At 43.3% G+C, this 25,267-nt stretch carries 19 protein-coding genes and 1 riboswitch; of the genes, 17 read left to right on the top strand and 2 right to left on the bottom strand.

The genetic code is table 11. The annotated features are described in order from the left end of the window. The 7 genes from coaE (at position 1) to CSX02_RS07295 (ending at position 7,436) form a co-directional block, all read left to right on the top strand. Positions 1-606 (top strand): dephospho-CoA kinase, encoded by a 606-nt coding sequence (coaE, locus tag CSX02_RS07325; RefSeq protein ID WP_051637857.1) that lies wholly within the window; start codon positions 1-3, stop codon positions 604-606. Further along, positions 599-2,704 carry a cell division protein FtsA gene (gene pilM, locus CSX02_RS07320; protein WP_031543054.1) on the top strand — a complete coding sequence of 702 codons (2,106 nt, stop codon included), beginning with the start codon at positions 599-601 and terminating at the stop codon, positions 2,702-2,704. Before coaE ends, pilM begins: the two co-directional genes overlap by 8 nt. A 1-nt stretch (position 2,705) precedes the next feature. Next, positions 2,706-3,509 carry an MBL fold metallo-hydrolase gene (locus CSX02_RS07315; RefSeq protein WP_031543055.1) on the top strand — a complete coding sequence of 268 codons (804 nt, stop codon included), beginning with the start codon at positions 2,706-2,708 and terminating at the stop codon, positions 3,507-3,509. Between the two features lie 27 nt (positions 3,510-3,536). After that, positions 3,537-3,809 (top strand): ACT domain-containing protein, encoded by a 273-nt coding sequence (locus CSX02_RS07310; protein WP_031543057.1) that lies wholly within the window; start codon positions 3,537-3,539, stop codon positions 3,807-3,809. A 16-nt stretch (positions 3,810-3,825) separates the two neighbouring features. Beyond that, complete coding sequence (locus tag CSX02_RS07305) at positions 3,826-5,190, top strand: PFL family protein (RefSeq protein ID WP_099386193.1); 1,365 nt, start codon at positions 3,826-3,828, stop codon at positions 5,188-5,190. 91 nt (positions 5,191-5,281) lie between these two features. After that, positions 5,282-5,362: riboswitch (ZMP/ZTP riboswitch) on the top strand. Between the two features lie 131 nt (positions 5,363-5,493). Continuing rightward, positions 5,494-6,207, top strand: coding sequence for an IMP cyclohydrolase (locus CSX02_RS07300; protein ID WP_099386192.1), 714 nt, complete (start codon positions 5,494-5,496; stop codon positions 6,205-6,207). Between the two features lie 47 nt (positions 6,208-6,254). Then, the gene (locus CSX02_RS07295; RefSeq protein ID WP_099386191.1) at positions 6,255-7,436 is read left to right on the top strand and encodes a phosphoribosylaminoimidazolecarboxamide formyltransferase; all 1,182 of its coding nucleotides are present in this window, start codon (positions 6,255-6,257) and stop codon (positions 7,434-7,436) included. A 168-nt stretch (positions 7,437-7,604) separates the two neighbouring features. Here CSX02_RS07295 and CSX02_RS07290 read toward each other — a convergent pair whose 3' ends face one another. After that, on the bottom strand, positions 7,605-8,843 hold the full coding sequence (locus tag CSX02_RS07290; RefSeq protein WP_031543061.1) for a 6-phosphofructokinase: 1,239 nt from the start codon (positions 8,841-8,843) through the stop codon (positions 7,605-7,607). A gap of 93 nt (positions 8,844-8,936) precedes the next feature. Here CSX02_RS07290 and CSX02_RS07285 point away from each other — a divergent pair, with 93 nt between their 5' ends. Genes CSX02_RS07285 through CSX02_RS07255 form a run of 7 tightly spaced genes read left to right on the top strand, consistent with a single transcriptional unit; the run spans position 8,937 to position 19,479 of the window. After that, entirely contained in the window at positions 8,937-10,037 is a 1,101-nt protein-coding gene (locus CSX02_RS07285; RefSeq protein ID WP_189281422.1) for a DUF4422 domain-containing protein, read from the top strand. A gap of 15 nt (positions 10,038-10,052) precedes the next feature. Continuing rightward, positions 10,053-13,430, top strand: a complete 3,378-nt coding sequence (locus tag CSX02_RS07280; protein ID WP_099386189.1) for a PD-(D/E)XK nuclease family protein — start codon at positions 10,053-10,055, stop codon at positions 13,428-13,430. A gap of 5 nt (positions 13,431-13,435) precedes the next feature. Further along, positions 13,436-16,963 carry a helicase-exonuclease AddAB subunit AddA gene (gene addA, locus CSX02_RS07275; RefSeq protein ID WP_099386188.1) on the top strand — a complete coding sequence of 1,176 codons (3,528 nt, stop codon included), beginning with the start codon at positions 13,436-13,438 and terminating at the stop codon, positions 16,961-16,963. Beyond that, positions 16,960-17,619: a Maf family protein gene (locus CSX02_RS07270; RefSeq protein ID WP_099386187.1), complete on the top strand. Its 660-nt coding sequence runs from the start codon at positions 16,960-16,962 to the stop codon at positions 17,617-17,619. Before addA ends, CSX02_RS07270 begins: the two co-directional genes overlap by 4 nt. Before the next feature lie 38 nt (positions 17,620-17,657). Beyond that, complete coding sequence (locus tag CSX02_RS07265; protein WP_031543067.1) at positions 17,658-17,921, top strand: hypothetical protein; 264 nt, start codon at positions 17,658-17,660, stop codon at positions 17,919-17,921. A 2-nt stretch (positions 17,922-17,923) separates the two neighbouring features. Then, positions 17,924-18,919 (top strand): peptidyl-prolyl cis-trans isomerase, encoded by a 996-nt coding sequence (locus CSX02_RS07260; protein WP_099386186.1) that lies wholly within the window; start codon positions 17,924-17,926, stop codon positions 18,917-18,919. A gap of 2 nt (positions 18,920-18,921) precedes the next feature. Further along, positions 18,922-19,479, top strand: coding sequence for a phosphatase PAP2 family protein (locus tag CSX02_RS07255; RefSeq protein WP_031543069.1), 558 nt, complete (start codon positions 18,922-18,924; stop codon positions 19,477-19,479). Positions 19,480-19,510: 31 nt separating this feature from the next. Here the strand turns inward: CSX02_RS07255 and htpG are convergent, their stop codons facing one another. After that, positions 19,511-21,562 carry a molecular chaperone HtpG gene (gene htpG / locus CSX02_RS07250; protein ID WP_099386185.1) on the bottom strand — a complete coding sequence of 684 codons (2,052 nt, stop codon included), beginning with the start codon at positions 21,560-21,562 and terminating at the stop codon, positions 19,511-19,513. 266 nt (positions 21,563-21,828) lie between these two features. Between htpG and CSX02_RS07245 the strand changes: the two genes are divergently transcribed. The 3 genes from CSX02_RS07245 (at position 21,829) to CSX02_RS07235 (ending at position 24,844) form a co-directional block, all read left to right on the top strand. Further along, positions 21,829-23,565, top strand: a complete 1,737-nt coding sequence (locus CSX02_RS07245) for an HD domain-containing phosphohydrolase (RefSeq protein ID WP_099386184.1) — start codon at positions 21,829-21,831, stop codon at positions 23,563-23,565. Between the two features lie 265 nt (positions 23,566-23,830). Continuing rightward, positions 23,831-24,424 (top strand): DUF3793 family protein, encoded by a 594-nt coding sequence (locus CSX02_RS07240; protein ID WP_189281420.1) that lies wholly within the window; start codon positions 23,831-23,833, stop codon positions 24,422-24,424. Positions 24,425-24,433: 9 nt separating this feature from the next. Then, the gene (locus CSX02_RS07235) at positions 24,434-24,844 is read left to right on the top strand and encodes a flavodoxin (RefSeq protein WP_031543073.1); all 411 of its coding nucleotides are present in this window, start codon (positions 24,434-24,436) and stop codon (positions 24,842-24,844) included. Positions 24,845-25,267: the final 423 nt, after the last annotated feature.

The following is a 25,267-nucleotide window of genomic DNA, read 5'->3' as shown; positions in this document are numbered from 1 at the left end:
ATGTATTTTATCGGAATTACGGGTGGTGTCGGAACCGGCAAATCAGAAGTGATGCACATTCTCGAGGAAAGAGAAGACACAAGAGTTTTGCTGGCGGACGAAGTGGCACATTTGCTGATGCAAAAAGGACAGCCCTGCTATAAACAGATTATAAAAGAATTTCCTGACCCGCAATTGCTGGCAGAGGATGGCGAATTTGATCGTATACAGATGGCACAATGGCTATTTCGCGATGAGAATGGGCGCACGCGTATCAATCAGATTGTGCATCCCGCGGTAAAAGAATATGTATTGCATCAGGTTGAAACGGAGCGTGAAAAAGGAAAACTGAATTTCTTTTTTTTCGAAGCTGCACTGTTAATTGAAGAACAATATGATGCAATTTGTGACGAACTTTGGTATATTGATACGGATGATACGATTCGTCGATCAAGATTAAAGGCATCCAGAGGATACTCGGATGAAAAGATTTCACAGATCTTTGCAAGCCAGAAGTCACGAGAAGAATTTTCCGCTGTTTGTAAAGAAATCATCACAAACAATGGAACAACGGATGAATTAAAAAACCAAATTTATAATGTGTTAAGGAGAAAAATCCATGAGTAACAATGTATTTGGTCTTGATATTGGAACAAGAAATGTTGTGGGGACAGTTGGATACAAAAATGAAGACGATCAGTTTGTTGTCATTGCGCAATACAACAAGGAGCATGAGACACGAGCCATGCTGGACGGTCAGATTCATGACATCGGTCGCGTCGGCCGTACCATCAAAAAGGTAAAAGAAGCGCTCGAAGAACAGACGCGAGAGACTCTCTCGGATGTATGTATCGCAGCCGCTGGTCGCGTATTAAAGACGGTAACCACACATATTGAATATGAATATCCGGAAGAGAGTGTGGTGACGGATGAGGACATCCATACCCTCGACCTGCTTGGTGTGGAAAAAGCACAGAATATTTTGAAAGAAAATAATGATACCCAGTACAAATTTTATTGTGTGGGTTATTCTGTTGTAAAATATTATTTGAATGATGAAGTATTCATCAATCTTGAAGCGCATAAAGCGATGAAAATCGGAGAGGATATCATTGCGACCTTCCTTCCGGAAGATGTTGTAGACGGATTATATTCTGCTGTCGGACAGGCGGATCTGACCGTTGCGAATATGACTCTCGAGCCAATTGCCGCAATCAATGTGGCGATTCCGGAAAACTTCAGATTGCTGAACATCGCTCTGGTCGATGTCGGCGCAGGTACCAGTGATATTTCCATTACCCGGGACGGCAGTATTATCGCCTATGGCATGATTCCTCATGCGGGTGATGAATTGACGGAAGTAATCGTGCAGCAATATCTTGTAGATTTCAAGACCGCAGAGTCCATGAAACTTGCATCCACAACAGAGGATGAGGTGACCTACAAAGATATTATGAGCATTTCACATACGATTCCTTCCAAAGAAATCTGGGATTTGGTAGAGCCTGTTGTAGACCGCATTACCGGTGAAATCGCCCAGAAGATTCGTGAATTGAACGGAGACAAGACGGTCAGTGCATGTTTTGTGGTCGGCGGAGGCGGAAAAATCCATGGATTTACCGAACATCTGGCAGATCATCTCGAGCTTCCGTATGAGCGCGTTGCATTGCGTGGCGAGGAGGTATTGGGAGATGTTGTATTTGAACAGGCGGAAATCAAAAAAGATCCTTTGATTGTCACACCGGTTGGTATCTGTCTGAATTATTACGATCAAAAGAACAACTTTATCATGGTACATTTCAACGGGGAGCGTCTGAAATTATATGACAATAATCATTTGACGGTTGTCGATGCTGCATTGACGGCAGGGTTCCCGAATGATGCCCTGTTCCCGAAACGGGGTACACCAATCAACTTTACGGTGAATGGTGCTCAGCGCATCGCGCGTGGCGAGGCTGGTGATTCTGCGGTTGTAACCTTAAACGGGGAACCGGCCAATATCAACACACCGCTTGAGCCAAATTGCGAAATCACCATCACACCTTCATCGGCAGGTTCGGATGCGGTATATACCGTCGGACAGCTGGAAGAATATCGCAATTCCTCTATGAGCTTTGTGGTAAACGGCAAGCGTGTAACCTGTCCGAAATTTGTGGAAGTCAATGGCATTCTTGAGCCGGAAAGCTATCGGATCAAAGAGGGCGATGTCATTGAAACGCGCGGCTATTATACAGTTGCACAGGTTGCGGAATTTTTGGATGTCGTCATCGACGAGAATCATGAAATTCTGGTGAACAACAAAACCGCGAACATGGATACTCTGGTTTATGAGAATTTCTCTCTGGACTGTGTATTTGATAATGATCCGCTTTTTGAGGGCGAGGTCATCGAAGAATATAACAAAGATGATGTTCCGGAAGACAAAACAGAGGAAAATACTGGCGCAGATTCTGAAAATGTTGTAGAATCAGAAACAAAATCAGAGCCGAAGTCAGACAACATCAATACCATCGATGTCGCTCTTCGTGTGAAAGTCAACGGAGAAGATGTGATTTTGCACGGAAAGAGTGGATATATCTTTGTTGATATCTTTGATTTTATTGACTTTGATTTGAAAGCGGGTGCGGGCAGAGCTGTTGTCACCACAATCAACGGTGAGAATGCACAGTATTCGCAGCCTCTGAATCAGGGCGATGTCCTTGAAATTTATTGGAAAGAGAATTAATATGTTACAATTATGCAGTATCGCAAGTGGCAGCAGCGGAAATTGCATCTGTGTCGGAAGCAATTCCACGCATGTGCTGATTGATGCCGGAATCAGTGGAAAGAGAATCGAGAACGGTTTGAATTCCATCGATATGACTGCAAGAGATATGTCGGGCATTCTGATTACCCATGAACATATCGATCATGTTGCCGGTCTCGGTGTCATGGCGCGTCGCTACCACTTGCCAATTTATGCTACGCAAAAGACCATTACAGCGATGCAGTCTATGTCATCACTCGGGAAAATTGATGCCGAATTGTTTCATCCGATTGAAAAAAATGAGGATTTTATGATTGGAGATGTGACATTTCATCCTCTTGAAATTTCGCATGATGCGGCCGATCCCGTCTGTTACCGGTTCACGGATGGAACACATCGCTTTGCGGTCGTAACTGATTTGGGAATTTATGATTCGCATCAGGTTCAGCAATTACAGGACCTTGATGCGATTTTGTTGGAATCGAATCATGACATTCGTATGCTTGAGACCGGAATTTACCCATATCCGCTCAAACAGCGTATTTTGGGAAACAAAGGTCATTTGTCCAATGAACGAAGCGGTCAGTTCCTGAGTGAACTGTTAAGCGATAGAATGACGAGTGTGATGCTCGGACATTTAAGCAAGGAGAATAATCTTGAAGAGCTGGCGTATGAGACCGTCCGCGTCGAAATCAATGCGGCGGATAATCCATATCATGCAGATGATTTCCATCTGCAGGTGGCAAAGCGGGATACCGTTTCTCCAATGATACAGGTAGGTTAAGGCAGATAGTCAAAAGAGGAGAGAATCATGAACAAAACTATCATTACTGTAGTAGGAAAAGATACCGTTGGTATCATTGCAAAGGTATGTACATATCTTGCTGATTCAGGTGTTAATGTGCTGGACATTTCCCAGACCATCGTGTCAGGGTATTTCAATATGATGATGATTGTAGATACCGCTGATGCAGCAAAGAATTTTGCTACAATTTCCGATGAACTCGATCAGTTGGGCGAATCCATCGGCGTTGTGATCAAGTGTCAAAAAGAAGAAATTTTCCAGATGATGCACAGAATTTAGTGAGAGAGGATAGAACATGATTAATATTGGCGAAGTATTGGAAACCAATGAGATGGTCGAAAAGGAAAATCTTGATGTCCGCACCATCACCATTGGAATCAGCCTTTTGGACTGTATAGATTCCGATTTGCAGAAATTAAACGAAAAGATTTACAACAAAATTACAACGGTTGCCAAAAATCTGGTAAAAGTTGGAAATGAGATTGAATCCAACTACTGTATTCCGATTGTCAACAAGCGCATCTCCGTAACACCGATTGCATTAGTCGGCGGAGCAGCCTGCAAGAGTCCGGAAGATTTTGCAACCATCGCAGATACCATGGACCGTGCCGCAAAGCAGGTTGGTGTCAACCTGATCGGCGGATATTCCGCATTGGTATCAAAGGGTATGACGAAAGCGGACGAGATGCTGATTCGTTCCATCCCGATTGCACTTCACAGAACCGAGCGTGTATGCAGTTCTGTCAATCTTGCATCCACCAAGACCGGTATCAATATGGACGCGGTTAAGCTGATGGGCGAGATTATTCTTGAAGTGGCTGAAATTTCCAAAGACAATGATTCTGCAGACTGCATGAAGCTGGTTGTATTCTGCAACGCACCGGATGACAATCCGTTTATGGCCGGTGCATTCCACGGCGTGACAGAGACCGATGCAGTTATCAATGTCGGAGTATCCGGCCCTGGTGTGGTATTGCGTGCAGTAGAAAAGGTAAAGGGCGAAAGCTTTGAAGTTCTCTGCGAAACCATCAAAAAGACCGCATTTAAAGTAACCCGTGTGGGACAACTGGTGGCAAAAGAAGCATCCCGTATGCTCAATATTCCGTTTGGTATTGTGGATTTGTCATTGGCACCGACGCCGGCAGTCGGCGACAGTGTTGCAGATATTCTTTGCTCCATCGGACTTGAATATGCAGGTGCTCCAGGTACGACAGCTGCGCTTGCTATGCTCAATGATCAGGTCAAAAAGGGTGGTGTTATGGCATCCTCTTACGTCGGTGGTTTGTCCGGCGCATTTATTCCTGTATCGGAAGACCAGGGTATGATTAATGCGGTCGAAGCCGGCGCAATCAATCTCGAAAAGCTTGAAGCCATGACCTGTGTATGTTCAGTCGGACTTGACATGATTGCCATTCCGGGAGACACTCCTGCAACGACGATTTCGGGTATGATTGCAGACGAGATGGCGCTTGGTATGGTGAACCAGAAGACGACTGCGGCACGTCTGATTCCTGCAATCGGAAAGAAAGTTGGCGACCAGGTGGAATTCGGAGGTCTGTTTGGATATGCTCCGATTATGCCGGTTAACCCGTTCTCATGTGCAGACTTCATCAACCGCGGTGGACGCATTCCGGCTCCAATTCACAGTTTCAAAAACTAAAACCATGCTCCGGCTTTCGCCGGAGCTTTTGCATATGTTAACTTTAGGAAAAATTGCGGGTTGACTTTGGGGCAATCGTTTGATTATAATAACTGTGTTATATGACTGACGGAAAGTGGAGCATACCACATGAAGTATAACGAATATTAAGCCGACCGTCTGGGCACCAATTATGAAGAAGAAGTTTCGATAATTGTTGCTTGGACTGTCGGCATTTTTTGTATTCTTCCCCCCCTCTGGTTTGCCGATGCAACAGAGACTTCTTCCCAAGTAATGGTTTTGTGTCAAAAAAGGAGACAAGAAATGAACAGAATTTCACTTGCAACAGAATTATCTGCAACAACTTATCCGGGCCGCGGAATTGTAATCGGCCGCTCAGCAGACGGAAAATATGCCGTAACAGCATATTTTATTATGGGCCGCAGCGAGAATAGCCGTAACCGTGTATTTGTGGAAGATGGCGAAGGCATCCGCACACAGGCATTTGATCCGAGCAAGTTAACTGATCCAAGCCTGATTATCTATGCACCGGTTCGCGTGCTGGGAGATAAGACCATTGTTACGAATGGAGATCAGACTGATACCGTTTATAAAGGAATGAGCAAAGGGGAGACTTTTGAAGTTTCTCTGCGTTGTCGTGAATTTGAGCCGGACGGACCAAATTATACACCTCGTATTTCCGGTGTTATGGAAATCAAAGACGGTGCATTTGAATATGCAATGTCTATTTTAAAGAGCAACAACGGAGACTCGGATTCCTGCAACCGTTACACCTTCTCTTATGAGAATCCAAAGGCAGGAGAGGGCAGATTCATCCATACCTATATGGGAGACGGCAATCCGCTTCCAAGCTTTGAAGGAGAACCGACCTGGGTTGATATTTGCGGAGACATCGATGAATTTACCAATCTTGTATGGTCAAACCTGAATGAAGACAATAAGGTTTCTCTTTTTGTCCGCTACATCGATATTGAAACCGGAAAATATGAAACCCGCATCATCAATAAGAATCAATAAAAAAGCCGATTGTGCGAAAAAATTGAATCAGAAATAGGAGAATGACGATGAACGAATATGAATTAAAATACGGATGTAATCCAAACCAGAAGCCTTCCAGAATCTACATGGAAGATGGAAGTGATCTTCCAATTGAGGTATTAAACGGCAGAGCCGGATATATCAATTTCCTTGACGCATTTAACGGATGGCAGCTGGTATCAGAGTTAAAGCGTGCAACCGGACTTCCGGCCGCAACTTCTTTCAAGCATGTATCACCGGCAGGTGCCGCAGTCGGACTTCCGCTGACAGATGTAGAAAAGAAAATCTACTGGGTAGAGGATATGGACATCGAATTTACACCGATGGCAAATGCCTATATCCGTGCAAGAGGCGCAGACAGAATGTCAAGCTTCGGAGATTTTATCTCTCTTTCCGATACCTGTGATGCTTCCACCGCACTTGTTATCAAAAGAGAAGTATCTGACGGCGTGATTGCACCGGATTATACCGATGAGGCGCTTGAAATTTTAAAGGCAAAGAAAAACGGCAATTACTGTGTCATCAAGATTGATCCGAATTATGTGCCAAAGGCATCCGAGAAAAAGGAAGTATTCGGAATTACATTTGAGCAGGGACGCAATGAATTAAAAATCGATGAGCATTTCTTTGACAATATTGTGACAGAGAACAAGGCTTTGACCGAGCAGGCAAAGATTGATCTTGCGATTGCAATGATTACTTTGAAATATACCCAGTCAAACAGTGTCTGCTATGTAAAAGGCGGACAGGCAATCGGAATCGGCGCCGGCCAGCAGTCGAGAATTCACTGCACCAGACTTGCCGGATCAAAGGCAGACAACTGGTGGCTGCGTCAGTCTCCACAGGTATTGAATCTTCCGTTTGTGGATGGAATCAAGCGCGCAGACCGCGACAATGCAATTGACTTATATATGGGTGAGGATTATATGGATGTCCTGGCTGATGGGGCCTGGGAAAAGATCTTCAAGACCAAGCCGGCTGTATTTACTGCAGAAGAAAAGAGAGCATGGCTGGATCAGAATACGGATGTGGCACTTGGATCGGATGCATTCTTCCCGTTCGGTGACAACATTGAGCGTGCACACAGAAGCGGTGTGAAATATGTTGCACAGCCGGGAGGATCGGTGCGCGACGATCATGTAATTGACACCTGTAATAAATATGATATGGTGATGAGCTTTACCGGAATTCGTCTGTTCCATCACTAAAATGTTCGATTTATCGGACACTAAATAGAATAAACTCCTTTCATAACAAAGAAATGATACACATTTACTTCGCTATGAAAGGAGTTTTTTTATGAAAGGATATTATACTTCAAACGGATATATGGGTTATCTCGATGGTACCTATCAGCTTTTTGCGGATGAACAGGATTATCGGGAGATGTTCGAAGAACAATAAATCGGCGTATAGCATGGAAGTCCATTCTGATAGCGGGTTTCGTATTCACCCTGAATCAATGGCTTCAGGTATTTGATTGCTTCATCGGTTACATCATTATGTGCCTCATTGATAAATGAAAGCGGTACGGATTTGACACGGTTTGCAATTTCATTTAAATCAGCATATCCATAGCTTACCTGATAGCCTTCAGCCCCGTTTTCGCGTGTCAGAGTGGACATCATGCCGCTGATGCCTTCCTGTGCATAAGCGACAGCATTGGCGCCGAGTCGAAATGCTTCTTCAAGGTCTGTGCGGGATGCAAAATGGCCTCCGCAGCGCTGCAGGATATTGATTTCTACAGAGCGTACTTTAATGCCGAGCTCGCGGGCTACGAGACGCTCCAACGTCTTTCCTGCGCCACTAAGCTGGCTGTGACCAAACTGATCAACGGTTGCTTCCGTTGCACTGATATAATTACCCTGTGCATCACGGATTCCCTCAGATACGGCGACAAGGACATTATTATATTGGATGACCTTTTCGCGGACATCTTCAAGGAACTGTTCGGTATCAAACGGTACTTCCGGCAGATAAATCAAATGCGGAGCATCTGAGAATTCTGTTCTGGCAAGCGCGGTTGCGGCGGTCAGCCATCCGGCGTCGCGTCCCATGACTTCCACGATGGTGACACTGTTTAATTTGTAAATCGAAGTGTCATATGCCATCTCGAGCATACTTGCAGCGACATATTTGGCTGCGGAGCCAAATCCCGGCGTATGATCGATGTGAACCAGATCGTTGTCGATGGTTTTCGGAACACCGATGATTTTGACTTGAGAGCCGATGCGCTTTGCATAAGCAGACAGTTTCATTGCGGTATCCATGGAGTCATTTCCGCCAATATAAAAGAATGCAGCCACATCATGTTCTTTGAAAAAGGCAAAGATTTTTTCATAGACGGCAGAATCTTCTTCAACGGATGGCAGCTGGAAACGGCAGGAACCGAGAAACATGGCCGGAGTGGTCTTTAATTGTTCCAGGGAACGCTCCGTTGCAAAATGTTCGGACAAATCAATAAAACGATTTTCGAAAAGTCCTGTAATTCCATTGAGAAGACCGTAAATACGATCAAAGTGTTCAGTTTTTTGAACAGCTGAAATTACTCCTGCCAAAGAGGAGTTGATTGCGGCGGTAGGACCGCCCGATTGAGCAACAAAACAGTTTTTCATTTCTTTTTTCCTTCCTTTTAATAGAAAACACCCAAAGGCTATTTTGCAAAAAATTAGAAGTGATGTCAAGGAGAAATGTGTATAATAGAAGATATGAGAACAAAAATATATGTGATGACACACAAAAAATTTGATATTCCGTCGGATTCGATGTATCTGCCGATGCAGGTGGGCAGAGCAACCCACCCGAATCCGGAACTGGCCTCTTATCTGGGAGATGATACGGGAGATTCCATTTCCGAAAAGAATTGTTATTACAGCGAATTGACAGGTCTGTATTGGATATGGAAAAATGAGAAATGCGCAGATATAGTCGGATGCTGCCATTATCGGCGATACCTGCTCAATCATGCCGGATATATGTTTCGACAGGATGAAATCCAAACGATTCTGAAGTCTTATGATATCATCACCACCAAACGACTGGACCTGAATTTTTCTTATTATTATGGATTCGGTGAGAATCATAAAATCTATTATCTCGATGAGACCATGAAGGTGCTGGATGATCTGTATCCGGACTATGCCACGACATTTCGCAGGCTGGTGCAGGAAAAGCATACCTATTTCGGCAATATGATGATTTGCAAAAAGGAACTGTATGATGCATATATGGAATTTTTGTTTGGAACATTATTTGAGCTGGAAAAGCGGATCACAGTCGAAGAAGAGGACAGCTATCACCGCAGAATCTTTGGCTTTATCTCTGAATTTCTGCAATATGTCTGGATTGTACACCGGAATCTGAAGGTTTACGAATGCATGGTCGGCATGCTGGGGGAAAAGGCTGAGACCAGAGAAGTGAAACAACAGCTGGGCAGATTTTTTGCAAAATGTGATTTTGAAGGCGCAAAGAATTATTTTCTCGAATGTAGGCAGAAGCGGCCTGATATTTTGATGGAAGCCTCCGATGTGACAGGAGAATTACATCTGTGTATGCAGGTGATTGTGACTGCAGGGCTTGAGCAGCGGCAATATGGGACCAATCTGCTTTCGCATACGAATCAGTTCGAGGAATTGATGCAATATATGAATCATCTGAATGCTTATCATGCGCAACTGGCAAAGGACCATGTGGAACCGGCATTGCAGGATTGGATTGATGCGCATGAAATCAGTGATGTCGCGCATCGAATCTCCGAACAGGTGATGCAGGCCAGCATCGACGGACATATCAATATTTCAAAAATATAAAATAAAGGGACGAGTATGGGAATTCAATTTATTTTAGGCGGATCGGGAAGCGGAAAAAGCGAATATCTTTATCGTTTGATTACAAAGCAGGCGATGGAACATCCCAACAAGAATTATCTTGTGATTGTACCGGAGCAGTTTACGCTTTCCACACAGCAAAAGCTGGTTTCATTGTCGCCAAATGGCGCGATTATGAACATTGATATCTTAAGTTTTAAGCGATTGGCATATCGAGTCTTTGATGACATGGGAATGTCCGATTTGGCTGTTTTGGAAGAAACGGGCAAGAATCTGTTGCTGCGCCGAATCGCGCAGGAAGAGGATGCCAATCTGACGGTGTTAAAAAACAATATGAGCCGCATGGGCTATGTGGAACAGTTAAAATCTTTGATTTCAGAATTTGTGCAATATAATATTTCTCCGGAGCTGATTGATCAGTTTGCATCAATTGGCAACTTTTCGCGCAATTTTATCACAAAGATGAAGGACGTAAATATCTTATATACCAAATTTCTGGAATATATGAAAGACCATTATATTATGGCCGAAGAAATTTTAAATGTTTTATGTGACGTTGCAAAAGATTCGGAATTGTTGCGCGACAGTGTGATTGTGCTGGATGAATATACCGGATTTACCCCGATTCAGTATCGACTGCTCGAACAGCTGCTGACGGTAACCGACCGCATTTATGTATCCTTATCGATTGATGAACGGGAAGCATTCAAGCCAAGTGAGGGCATGGAAGATCTGTTTGATCTTTCGAAGACGACCATTCGCAAACTGTCGGAGATTTCCGGGAGACAGGGAATTCCTGTGGAGGATCCTGTCATTATGAAAAGTCCGTCCGAGCGCAGATTTGCCGCAGTTCCGGAGCTTGCACATCTCGAGGCCAATCTGTTTCGTCAGGACTGTCAGAAATATCAGAGCGATCAGCCACATCAGGCAATTTCAATCTGGAATGCGATGACACCGCGGGAAGAAATGATATTTGTCGCCAGACAGATCAACACACTGGTGCGCAGGGAACATTATCGTTATCGCGATATTGCGATTGTGACAGGCGCTTTGGAACAGTATCAAATCTATGCGCAGGAAGTGATGGAAAATTATGGAATTCCATATTTCCTTGACAGTACGACCTCGGTATTTTATTCGCCGTTTACAGACTGCATTCGAGCCCTGATCGAGATATTTGATCGAGATTTTAATTATGAGTCGGTGATGAGATTCCTGCGTTGCGGCTTCGCAAACCTCGAAGAAGAAGAGATTGATTATCTGGACAATTATCTCATTGCAACCGGAATCAGAAGGCAATCAGGCTGGTCAAGGTCATGGCTTGGACGAAAAGGAAAGAGCAAGGACTTTGATCTTGAGCGCGTCGAGTCCATGCGTCTGCAGTTGATGGATTTATGGAATCCGATGATTCTTCTGCAAAAGCAAAAAGATGCGACGCTGGCTGATGGAATCCATGCCATTTATCAGATTATTGTCGCAATGCAATCTGCGGATCAGCTGATGCAATCTGCCAATGAGTATCTGGAGAGAGGATTGCAGAGCAAAGCAAAAGAATATGAACAATTGTATGAAAAAGTCATGCAATTGCTTGAAAAATATGAAGAACTTCTCGGAGAAGAACCATATGATTTACAGGTATTTTCGGAATTGCTGGATGCAGGTCTGTCAGCAATCCAGCTGGCCGCGGTTCCGCCGGGATATGATGCGATTACCGTCGGTGATATCGAGCGTACCAGATTAAACGGCGCGAAAGTATTATTCTTTGTCGGAATCAACGAAGGCGTGATCCCAAAGAATACCAATCATGGCGGCATTATCTCTGAATATGAGAGACAGGCTCTGCTGGATGCTGATATTATGTTGGCTCCGTCTGCACGCGAAAAGGCATTTATCCAGAGATTCTATCTGTATCGCAATTTGACAAAGCCGTCAGAACGTTTATATTTGAGTTTTGCGCGAAGCGGTAGCGACGGAAAGGCTTTGCAGGAGTCTTATTTGATTAAGACCGTATTGCAGCTGTTTGAGAATCTGCAGGTACAGATTCTGCCTTCTTTGATGGAAGAACCGGATTTTTCGACGGAAATGGTGACACTTTCTTATCTCGCGCAGGGACGGAAAGATGACTGGTGGTATGCAGCTGCAAAAGCGCTGGAACATCATGAGATGACAGAACAATTGATTGCCGCTCCATATTGCAGTTATCAGGCACAGCCAATCAGCAAAAATGTTGCGCGTCAGCTATACGGAGATGTTTTGTATGGCAGCGTAACTCGAATTGAAAAATATTTTTCATGCGCCTATGCACATTTCTTAAATTACGGATTACAATTGCGCGAACGACAGGAGGCCGGCCTGAATGTGATGGACGTCGGAGATTTGTATCATATGGCAATGGAACGTTTTGGACGTGCGGTAAAGGATTCCGGTATTTCCTGGTCGATGCTTCAGGAAGAAAAAAGAGACGAACTGGCTGACCGCGCAATGTCAGAGGCTCTTGTTGCGCTTGGATATGAACAATCCGGAGAAGAGCATGATGCGGATCTGTATCAGCTGAAACGCATGCGTGAAATTTTTCGCAGAAATGCGTGGGTCATGACAGCTCAGATTGCCAAAGGGGAATTTGTCCCGGAGGATTTTGAAATTAAATTCGGTGCAGGAGCAGACAATGAGCTGCAGTTTGCCTTGAAAAACGGACGTCTGCTTCGCGTCAGCGGTAAGATTGACCGTCTGGATGAATATCGCAAAGATGGCAAAATCTATGTCAAAATCGTCGACTATAAGACGGGCAATACCCAGATGGAATTGTCACGTATTTATCATGGTCTGCAATTGCAGCTGTCAGTATATTTGAATGCGATACTGCAGATGAAAGAGCATGCGGTTCCGGCAGGAATCCTGTATCAGAAAATTACCGATCCGGTTTTGAAAGAAACAGATGACCCGATGAATGATTATCTGAAGGAATTAAGACCAAACGGACGCGTTTTGGCAGAGCAGGATGTCTATCTTGCAATGGATTATGATCTGGCCAATCCGTCATATGATTCTAATGTGATTCCGGTAGGTGTGAAGAAAGATATGGGATTGAGATCGGGTGCTTCGGTTTTGAATGAAGAAGACTTTGGCATTTTGTCGGATTATGCGATCATGCGAATGAAGGAAAGCGGAGATGCGATTTATGAAGGCAATGTAGCCGTGAATCCGTATGAACAAAAGGCGACAAATGCCTGTGCATACTGCCAGTATCGGGGCATTTGCGGATTCGACAAAAAGATTCCGGGATATCAATATCGTAATATTGATGCAAAACGGGAGACGGAAGAATGGATTGAAATGATGAAAACAGACATCAATTCAGGGAAGGATATTGGTTAAGAAATATGGGTATTACATGGTCTGACGATCAATTAAAAGTAATCAATTTGCGCAATCGGGATATTTTGGTCTCTGCGGCTGCAGGAAGCGGAAAAACGACCGTTCTGGTAGAACGCATTATCCGAAGAATTACCGACCCTACTGATCCGATCGATATCGATGAACTGCTCGTTGTAACATTTACAAAAGCGGCAGCCGGCGAGATGAAAGAGCGAATCGGAAAAGCATTGGATGATTTAAATCTGCGAAAGCAAAGTGCACTGGTGCCGCATGCGCAGATTACGACCATCGACAGTTTTTGCCTTTTTGTGATCCGCAATTATTTTGAGGAAATCAATCTGGATCCCAATTTTCGTGTCGCAGATGAAACCGAGGGACAGCTGTTGGTCAAGGATATGCTCAAGGAATTGTTTGATGCGGAATATGCGGTCGAAAATCCGGATTTCCTGGCTTTGATTGATCAGTATGCCGATGCGCGAAGTGATGCGAAAGTGCGTGATATGGTAGAAAAAATCTATCAGTCTGCGCAATCCGCTGCCTGGCCAAAGAAATGGATGAATGGCTTGCTCGAAGACGATACGGAAAAACGTGCGATTCAAAAAGTGGTTGATCTGGCAGTTGCAGATATTCAATCTGCAACCCGTATGGCACAACTTGCACTGGAAATTTGTATGAGCCCGAGCGGAAATACGCCTTATTGTGAAGTTTTTCAGTCGGATTTGGAAATGCTTCGGGGACTGGAAGAATGTAAGACTTTTCAGGAATTGCAGGAAGGCCTTTCGTCATTAAAATATCAGAAGCTTTCCAGCTCAAAATGTGAGACAGCCTCACCGGAGCTGAAAGAAAAAGTAAAAGCAATTCGTGAGAAATATAAAAAACAGCTGGATGGACTCAAAAAAACCTATTTTTTCATGTCGGAGGAAGAAATTCTCGCGCAGCAGCAGCGCGTTTTCCCTTATATGAAAACACTGGTTAATCTGGCAATCAAGTTGGACTGCTATGTCCGGGAAGAAAAGAAAAAGCGTCATATGGTTGATTTTTCCGACATGGAACATTTGGCACTGTCTATTTTAGTGGATGAGGAAACAGGACAGGCACGCCCGGCTGCGGAGGAATTCCGGAAGCATTTTAAGGAGATTATGATTGATGAATATCAGGACTCCAACGAGGTACAGGAGGCAATTCTGACCGCGATTTCCGGCCATGAACAGGGCAATTACAATATGTTTATGGTTGGTGATGTCAAGCAGAGTATTTATCGCTTCAGAATGGCAAAACCGGAGCTGTTTATCGGAAAATATGAATCTTATTCCAAAGAAGACAGTAAGCAGCAGCGAATCGATCTGCAATGCAATTACCGAAGCCGCGAAGGGGTATTGGATTTTTGCAATGATATTTTTTATAAATTGATGAACCGTGAACTCGGTGGCGTCGAATATGATGATGAAGCCAAATTGAATTATGGCGCGAAATATCCTGATTCAGAGGAACCATGTGCGGAAGTTTTGATTTTTAACAAAGATGAAATCAATGAACAGCTGTCTGAAGAAGAACAGGAAAATGACAAAATTAAATTGGAGGCGCGCATGGTTGCGCATCGCATTTTGGATTTGCGCCGGAAAATGCAGATCAGGGACAAGCGTACCGAAGAAATGCGAGGTGCGGAATTCTCCGATATTGTGATTCTGCTTCGCTCCATCAAGACGGCCGGACCAATATTTGTAGAGACACTGGAGCAATACGGCATTCCTGCGCATGTGGATTCCACGACCGGTTATTTTGACGCAACAGAAGTCAATCTGATTTTGAATTTCCTGAGGTTGATTGACAATCCGTATCAGGATATTCCGATGGCAGCCCTGTTAAAATCTCCGATTGTACAACTTACAGATGAGGATTTGGCTGAAATTAAAATTGAAGGATGCAAAGAGGATGAATTGCCGAAAGCACAATCGTTCGCAGAAGCTGCATTGCGCTATTTGAAAGCAAATGAGCATCCGTTTTATGACCTGCTTTTGGAATTGCGCTCACGCAAGGATCTGAGTGTACATGAAATGATTCAGTTGATTTTCCGACGCACAGGATATGACAGTTATGTGGCTGCATTGCCGGGCGGAAAGACGCGCTATGCGAATTTGACCACACTTGTGGAGAAAGCGATGATATTCGAGCAGACCAGCTATAAAGGAATCTTTCATTTCCTTCGCTATATTGCGCAAATGCGCAAATACGAAAAGGACTTTGGGGAAGCGGATGCCGAGGGAGAGAATGGCGATGTCGTACATATTAAGACCATTCATAAAAGCAAGGGTCTGGAATATCCGATTGTATTTGTGTCCGGAATGTCCAAGAATTTCAATATGCAGGATGAAAAGGGAGATATGTTGCTGCATCCGGAACTGGGTATGGCAATGCGCGAAATCTATGGCAATCCGCGCAAAAAGAAAGATAATATTATGCTTTCTGCAATTAAGAATTATTTACATCTGGAAGCTTTGGGAGAAGAAATGCGTATCCTGTATGTCGCCTTAACCAGAGCAAAGGAAAAACTGATTCTGACCGGAGTGGCACCGAAAAAAGAAATTGAAACAGACGGAATTCTGGGATTCGGAGAAAAAGCGGCGGCAAAGTGCTATTATGACTGGATTTTGCCGATCCTGTATCAGTCCGGAAAACATGATTATGTGAAAGAACTTGATCAAAGTTATTTCGAAAAAGGACAACAGGAGCAAACCGTCGAAAAAATGCTGGCATATGGCGAAGTTTGTGATAAGATAGACAAGGCGGATTCCGATAAGGTGCAATTGGTACTTGATTCCATGGCTTATCAATATCCTTATCAGGCAGATGTTTCGCGCAAATCGAAATATTCTGTTTCCGAAATCAAACATGAATCCATGAAACAGCGCTATGATGCACTTGAGGGCGAAGTGGAGACCGCTCCGTTTCTGCTGCAGGAAAAAGATCCATATATTCCTGCATTCGCAAGAACCGTTCAAGAGCAGGATCCGCAGATGCCACAGGTGTCTGCAGGTGCATTGTTTGGAACGGCGGTCCATCGTATGATGGAAGTGCTTGATTTTGCGCAATTGGCCAAGGTGGATTTTGCGAGTGAAGAGCAGTTGCGGGCTTATGCAGATGCACAGCTGGCACAGATGAAAGAATCGGGAGCACTCGAGGAGGCGCTGTTTGATCGTTTGCATGGAGGAGAACTTTTGGATTTCTTAAAAAGTCCGATTGCAGAATCCATGGCAAAAGCAGCTGCTGCAGGAGAACTTTATAGAGAAAAACCATTTGTCATGCAACGAAAGGATGGCACCCTGGTACAGGGAATCATTGATGTTTTTTGGAAGACAGACGAGGGAATGGTATTGCTTGACTACAAGACCGACCGCGTCGAACAGGCACAGGAATTGATCCTGCGTTATGAGGAACAGTTACTCCTGTACAAAGATGCCCTGGAGAAACTCTTTGGCCCGGTTAGCAGGACTTTGATTTATTCATTCCGCCTGAAGGAGGTTATTTCAATATGAGTATGATTATTCTGGCATCAGGTTCTCCTCGCCGCAAGGAGATTCTTGAGACTGCCGGCTTATCATTTGAAATTATTCCGGCAAAAGGGGAAGAACAGATTCTTCACACCGAGCCGGATCTGGTGGTGCAGGACCTGTCTGCACAGAAAGCACTTGAAGTCGCCGGAAATATTTATCATTATTCGCAAAAACAACTGGAGAATCTGTTCTGTGAGGAAGAGGGCTCTGAAGAGAAAAAACTGGTGACGGATACGATGGTCATTGGTGCAGATACGGTTGTTGCCTGCGATGGCAAAATTCTCGGAAAACCAAAAGATGAGAAGGATGCGTTTGAAATGCTGAAAAATCTCAGTGGTCGTGCCCATAAAGTCTATACCGGTGTGACGATTGTCCTGATGGAACCGTCGGGAAGAAGCGGCAAAATCACTTTTTCTGAGGAGACACAGGTGCATGTCGCACCATTAACGGATCAGGAGATTAGGGATTATATCGCGACCGGTGAGCCGATGGACAAGGCAGGAGCATACGGGATTCAGGGAGCTTTTGGAATGTTTATCTCGCGCATTGAAGGAGATTATCAAAATGTTGTGGGATTTCCGCTTGCGAGATTCTATTCTGAATTAAAGAAGATTGGCATTGACATCAGAAAATGGTAAAATTGATATCATATTGTATCTGAACAGAGGAGAATTATATGAGTGAATTCGATGAAAAAGTATTGGAAGCTTTTTTAGAACAGCAGGGAAAACTGTTTCCGGAGCCGGTAGCAGATAATCTCGAAGAGGCAGAAGCATTTCTCGAGGATTGTATGGCGACTGTCTGCAAAAACAAAAAAGAAGTCGTTACATATTTTGAGGAAACCGGAAGTGATATTTCCGGCATGACTCACGAAGAAATATTAGAAGCAGATGAAGTCTTTTCGATTGGGGATGGGCGTTATCTGATTGTGGAAGGATAATTATGAAATTGAACAGAAAACATGTCGGAGTTTTGATGGCCGGCTGCATCTGTGCAACGATGCTAAACGGATGCCGAATCGGCAATACCGAATTTATATTAAAAGAAAAAAAGATGAGTTCCGATGTCGCATTTACTCTGGATGGAGAAGAATGTGAAATCGATGAAGTAAAGCTCTATCTTGCCAATTACAAAAATTTGTACGGAACATCTTATGGTGTCGACCTTTGGGGCAAGGACTATGATGAGAGCAAACTGAGGGAATATATTAAGAAAATCTCGCTCAGTGAAATTGAACGCATTTATGCCATTAACGGACTGGCAAAGCAACAGGAAGTGGAGCTCTCCGAAAGCGAAAATCAAAAAGCGGAAGAGATGGCCAATGAATATTATGAGTCGCTGACCGATGATGAACTCGAATTCACGGGAATCTCTTTAAAACATCTGACAGAAGCTTATAAGCATTATATTCTTGCGCAAAAGGTCTATAAGATGATGACCGAGGGCGTCAACGAAGAAGTAAGCGATGACGAAGCCCGCGTTATGGAAGTTCAAATGATTTTTATCAAAGATAAGAGTCAGGCTGAAATTGTCAAAGAAAAATTGTCAGGATCCAGTGATTTTGCGGCAATTGGAACCAGTTATAACGAGAATGATTCACTGGAAACATTTATTGCCCGAGGGGATTATCCGAAAGAAGTGGAAGATGTGGTATTCAATCTCGACAATGATGCGGAGTCGGACATGATTGAGACGGAAGAAGGCTATTATTTCGTAAAAGTAATCAATAAATTTGATGAGCAGAAGACACGCGAAAACATCGAAAAAATCCGTCTGCAAAAGCAGAAAGCACAGTTTGACGATTCCTATGATGCTTATATTGATTCGGCGGTATTTCATCTGAATCAGGATGCGCTGGATGAGATTACACTTGATACGGATTATGAGCTGACAACCGATTCGTTTTTTTCGATCTATAAACAAAAGATGGGAGAATAGATATGACCTGGAGTTTATCATGGGAAATTCCGTTTCTTGACTATCTGCAGACGATACGCAATCCAATTCTTGACCGGATTATGGTTGTAATATCAACACTTGGGAATGCCGGTATTTTTTGGATTATCCTGGCATTGATTCTGCTGATTCCTAAGAAGACGCGCTGGATGGGACTGGAAACCATCGCAGCAATGCTATTTACCTTTATCATCGGCAATTTGATCATGAAAAATGCATTTAATCGAACAAGACCATGGGTTGTGAGTGGATTTACGGATTTTCCGGCGGGACTGAAACTGCCGGGTGATGCTTCATTTCCGTCAGGTCATACCATGAATGGTGTGACTGCAGCCATGATTTTGTTGTTTTATGACCGCAGAATTGGTATTCCGGCTGCCATCCTGGCACTGGCAATTGCTTTTTCGCGCATGTATAATTATTGTCATTTCCCGACTGATATCATCGGTGGAATTGCAATCGGGATTTTATCATCCGTCTGTATGCATTTCATCTTCCGATATTGGCAAAATAAAATTCAAGCAAAACATACAGAAGCATAAAAAACGACCTGCGATTGCAGGTCGTTTTTGATTATTTTGCAAGTAAAAGCATAATCTTGTTTGTACGATTGACAAATTTGGTCATTGCTTCCGGTGAGAGCGGCTGGTTTGCCAATACGGCAAGATCATAGAGCTGCTCGACAAATGTCGGCACATGTTCGCTGTCTGAGTGCTTGAAGATGTACTGAACCAGCTCGTTGTTGGCATTTAAAGTCAGGGTCTGATCTGCGGCAAACATGTTGAAATCCATGGCTCCCATACCGCCGGCTGCATACATTTTCATCATATCCTGCATGCGTCGTCCCTGCTCGGAGAGCGTTAATACAGATGCAATCTCTGCATTCTTTAATGCCTCGACGGTGACGGTCAGCTTGTCATTGTTCAAAACTTTCTTGAACAATTCGGAAAGTGCTTTGGTCTCTTCCTCGAGATTGGTATCATTGGAATCATCTTTTAAGGTGTCGGTCATTTCTGCATCCACACGTGCAAAACGATAATGCTCATTGCGCTGTTCTAATTGTGTAATGAAAGAAGTATCAATTGCCTGATCGAGGATGACGGCATTTAATCCTTGTTCTTTAAACAGGTTGATATACTGGCTCTGCTGTACTTTGTCAGTTACATAGTATACGGTTTTCTGTTTCTTTTCTTCATTGTCTGCTGACTCTTTTGGCTTTGTCTCGGTTTCGCCTTCAGGCTCTTCTACAGGAACGAGCAGTTCAGGAAGTGTGAGATATTTGTCATTGATATCCTTAAAGAGGATATAGTCATTCATCTTGTCGCAGAATTTGCCGTCTTTCAGGCAGCCAAATTTGATGAATGGACTGATGTCATCCCAGTATTTTTCATAATTTTCTTTATCTGTCTTACACAGACCGATCAATTTGTCTGCAACTTTCTTCGTGATATATTCTGAAATTTTGCGGACAAATCCATCATTCTGAAGAGCGGAACGGGATACATTCAGCGGTAAATCAGGACAATCGATGACACCCTTTAAGAGCATCAGGAATTCAGGAATGACTTCCTTGATATTGTCTGCGATAAATACCTGATTGTTATAAAGTTTAATCTTACCTTCGATGGATTCATATTCCGTATTAATCTTCGGGAAGTAGAGAATTCCCTTGAGATTAAACGGATAATCCATATTCAGATGAATCCAGAAGAGCGGCTCTTTGTAATCGAGGAATACTTTACGGTAGAAGGCTTTGTATTCTTCATCCGTACAATCGTTAGGATTCTTGGCCCAGAGAGGATGAATATCATTTAATGCAACCGGGCGCTTTACAATCTTTAACTTGTCGGAAGCAGGAGATACCTCAACGGTTTCTTTGGTACCGTCCTCTTTTTCGCGCTCCTCCGTCTTTGCTTCCTCATGAATCTCTTCGATGACACGGTCGGTGTCCAGACGATCTGCCTTGTCGATGGTTTCGTATTCTTCCGGCGCATTTTCTTTTGCAAGATAAATCTCTGTCGGCATGAACGAACAATACTTTTCAATGATTTCGCGTGCGCGGTATTCATTGGCGAATTCCAGACAGTCCTCATTCAAATGTAAGGTGATTTCGGTTCCGACTTCGGTTCTGTCACCGTCTTTCATTTCATATTCGGTACCGCCGTCGCAGGACCAGAATACCGGAGTGGCTCCATCCTGATAAGAGAGGGTATTGATGGTAACTTCATCGGCAACCATAAATGCGGAATAAAATCCAAGACCGAAGTGACCGATGATCTGGTCATCATTGCTCTTGTCTTTATATTTTTCGATGAAATCGGTTGCACCGGAAAAAGCGATACGGCTGATATATTCCTCGACTTCATCCGCGGTCATTCCAAGACCGTTGTCAATGATTTTGATGGTCTTTTCCTCCGGATTGACGAGTACGGAAATTTTGCCTTTATAATCGGATGGAAGAGCACATTCGCCCATCATATCCAGCTTCTTTAATTTGGTAATGGCATCGCATCCATTTGAAATCAATTCACGATAGAAGATATCATGATCTGAATATAACCATTTTTTGATGATAGGAAACAGGTTGTCACTATCAATGGAAAGTGTTCCATGTTTTTCTGACATTATTATCACTCCTTAGTTTGTATTTTTATCGTACATAAATGATGATAATTCCGCTTATTTCAAATGTCAAGAGAAAATTAGCACTCTTTAACATCGAGTGCTAATAAAACGCAAACTCCGGGTGGGAACAATACGAGACGCAGAATTTGTGAAAGATTTATAAAATCAGGCGATTTTATGACTTTAAAGTCTTGAAAAAGTGACAAAGTTCGCGTATACTAAAAAAGAATTTTTAATGAAAGGGTAATTTTTTCATTTTTAGCAACATGTTTTTTGTACCATTTTTATATTTGATTTCGTTTTTTATTTCATTAGCAATTCTGGCAGGTGTGATTATTTCGTCCAAGCGACATAATAATATGCACTATATTTTCTTTTGCGTTTTAATCTCCATCAGCTTATTTGGATATTGGACCATTGCAATGTCGGAAACGGCAGAGGAGGCAATGATCGGCCTTCAGCTTACCTATGTGGGGCGCTGCTACCTGGAACTGGTTGCAATTTTGATTTTGTGTACCTTCTGCAAAATTCATCCGCGTGCGATATGGTGTGCACCGGTGTCGGTTCTATGTGTGTTTTCGATGATGTCGGTAATGACCATTGGCAAGACAGACTGGTTTGTACGTGATTTGAGTTTTACGCGCAGGAATGAAATGGGGGAGCTCTCTTATTCAACCGGTCCGTTGGAACTCGTATTTGAATTCCAGTTGGTTTTCCTTTTTGCTTTGTTTGTCATGATTTTTTTCTATGCACATCGACATCGAACAAAGATGGCATATTCCAATTGCTTTCGTATTATAGGAATTATGGCTTTGGGTACGGTTTCCTTTTTGTTTGAGCGGTTTGGCAACTTTGCAGTCAAAGTACATCCGTTCGCATTTTTGATTATGGAAATTGTATTGATTACCATGGTGCAAACCATCAATATGCATGACATTGATTCGAATATTGTGTCGCATATGCTTCAACAGCAGGATTATGGATATATCTTTATAGATATGAAACGCCATTATCTCGGATGCAATGAAACGGCGGAAGACCTTTTGCCACAGCTGCGATATCTCGAGTGTGAGCATATTTTTACAAGCAAGAAAGCTCCGGTGACCGGAACCATCAACAAATGGCTCAACGAGTTTGATTCGCGTACGGATGCACAAAAATTGACGCATCGCATCTATGACGATGACAAGGCATTAAGCTGTATGATTCGTCCGCTTCGTTACGGTCATAAGAATCGTCAGGTCGGATATACCGTGGTATTGTTTGATGACTCTCAGCAATTCAAATATATCAATCTGCTCAATAATTACAATTTTGAATTGGAGGAAAAGGTAAAAGAAAAGATTGATCATATTGAAGAATTACAAAATCATGTGTTGATGAGCATGGCTAATATTGTCGAGAACCGTGATTTTACAACGGGAGACCATATCAAGAGGACAAGTCATACCGTTCGACTGTTTATGGAATATCTCAAGCGTATGAAACCGGAATTGCAATTCTCGGAACAGTATTTTGAGGCAGTATGGCGTGCTGCGCCGATGCATGATATGGGCAAAATCGCCGTGCGAGATTATATTTTGAACAAGCCGGGTAAATATACGGAAGATGAATATGCTGAAATGAAGACGCATTCTGCCAAAGGTGCAAAAATCGTCGAGGAAGTCTTTGGAGAATTTGAAGAACCGGAATTCGTGGAAGTGGCTGTCAATATCGCCCATTATCATCATGAGAAATGGGACGGAAGTGGCTATCCGGAAGGATTAAAGGGTGAGCGCATTCCAATGGAGGCCAGAATCATGGCACTTGCAGATGTGTTTGATGCCTTAGTCAGTGAGAGATGTTATAAGCAGGCTATGAGTTATGAACAGGCTTTTTCTGTCATCGAAAATTCATTGGGAACACATTTTGATCCGGTTCTCGGCCGCTATTTTGTGGAATGCAAAGATGATTTGATTCGCTTATATGAAGGCGAATGTGAATCGGCAATTGAAATTGCATAGTATATAGAGCAGAGGTGGAAACACCTCTGCTTTTTTTTTACTTTGAAAAATAGTACTTATATACTAAAAAAATCTTGTTGACTTATGCATCAGGTATGGATATACTTGTACATAGGTTAGAGATAACTAACACAAGTTTAAATAATGAAACCATATTGAAGCATAGCGACTTTTAACTTGTGGAAGAATAGATCAACCTCTTGATTCTCTCTCAAACAAAGTGGAGTATGTGATGTGCCAGGAAGTGTTGGAAATTGTTTGTAAATTGAATAAAAAGAATTTTAACCTTCAGTTGGCACTTCAATGTGCTCCGACCATTACCGGAGTTAAAATCTCGAATTTGTTTCCAATGAAACGTCAGCAGGAAGAAGTGTTTCGGATGTTGTTTCGCAAGAGTCATTTACATTATTTTCGCCTAAGTGACGGTGGCGAGACGGATCGTGTGACATATTTGCTCTATCGCAGGGACGAATTATTGGCTTATTTGCAAAAAGCGCAGGTGAGAGCATTTTTGCAAAGCTGTGGATACCGGTCTTATTCGCTCGGTGCGGTGCTGCGTCGCTTTCAACAGCGCTATGAGAACTATATGCGGGGAGAAAGCAATGAATTTCCGCATGAGATGGGAATGATCCTCGGTTATCCGGTAGAGGATGTGGTCGGTTTTATCCGGAATGATGGGCAGAATTATCTGTATCGCGGTTACTGGAAAGTATATGACAATGTGACAGAGAAAAAGAAAATTTTTGCGCAATATGAAGCCGCAAAAGAAGAACTGGTTCGTTTGATTGCTGCGAACCAAGATATTCGCACAATCATTCAAAAATATCAAAATTCGCAGGTGGATTCAGCTGCGTGTTAGGAGGAAAAAATGACAAGTGTAATTTATTGGTCTCAATCAGGAAATACACAGGCAATGGCTGAGGCAGTAGCCAAAGGAGCCGGCGTCAGTGCAGTATATGTTGGAGATGCATCGGTTGACAGTTTAAAGGCGCAAAAAGCATTTGCGTTAGGATGTCCGGCAATGGGCGCTGAAGTGCTTGAAGAGTCGGAAATGGAGCCTTTTGTATCTGAGCTGGAAGGCTCTGTGTCAGGCAAGACCATTGCTTTATTTGGCTCCTATGGATGGGGCGACGGTGAGTGGATGCGCGATTGGGTGGAGCGTATGCAAAATGCCGGTGCAACAATTGTAAACAATGAAGGACTGATTTGTCAGGATGCACCTGATGAACATGTACTCGAAGAATGTGAAGCACTTGGAAAGGCAATTGCTTCTGTATAAGATCACAGCAGATAATATATGTTAGAAACAGCGATAAGCTGATTCTATATAAAATCCCTTAGCAACTTACTCCTAGTGTAAGTCTGGCCGGCAAATCGAAGATTTGCCGGCCCTCTCTCTTTTATAAGAAAATGGATTCCCATTCACAGTATACCTTATGATAAACATCCTCAGTCCATGCCCCGGTGCCCTTCACTTTGCAAGAATATTTTGGTTTTCATATATGCAAAAGCTCGCATCCTTATTACCATCTGTCTTTTGCATGCCTGTACAATTTTGAAAAAAGGTTTATCGTTGGCGGACACACAAAAGCAATCGTATATGTACTTCTCATCTAAAGGATCCCCGGGTGAATTGGAGTGCGCCTAGTGAAATAAAAATGAGTTTTGATGTTTATAGGCATGCGCCGCCACGGAAGGCGGC

Origin of the sequence: Agathobacter ruminis (genome assembly GCF_002735305.1) — a bacterium.
Classification (GTDB): domain Bacteria; phylum Bacillota; class Clostridia; order Lachnospirales; family Lachnospiraceae; genus Roseburia; species Roseburia ruminis.
The sequence above is the reverse complement of the archived record's forward strand: the minus strand, read 5'-3'. Positions and strand labels throughout refer to the sequence as shown.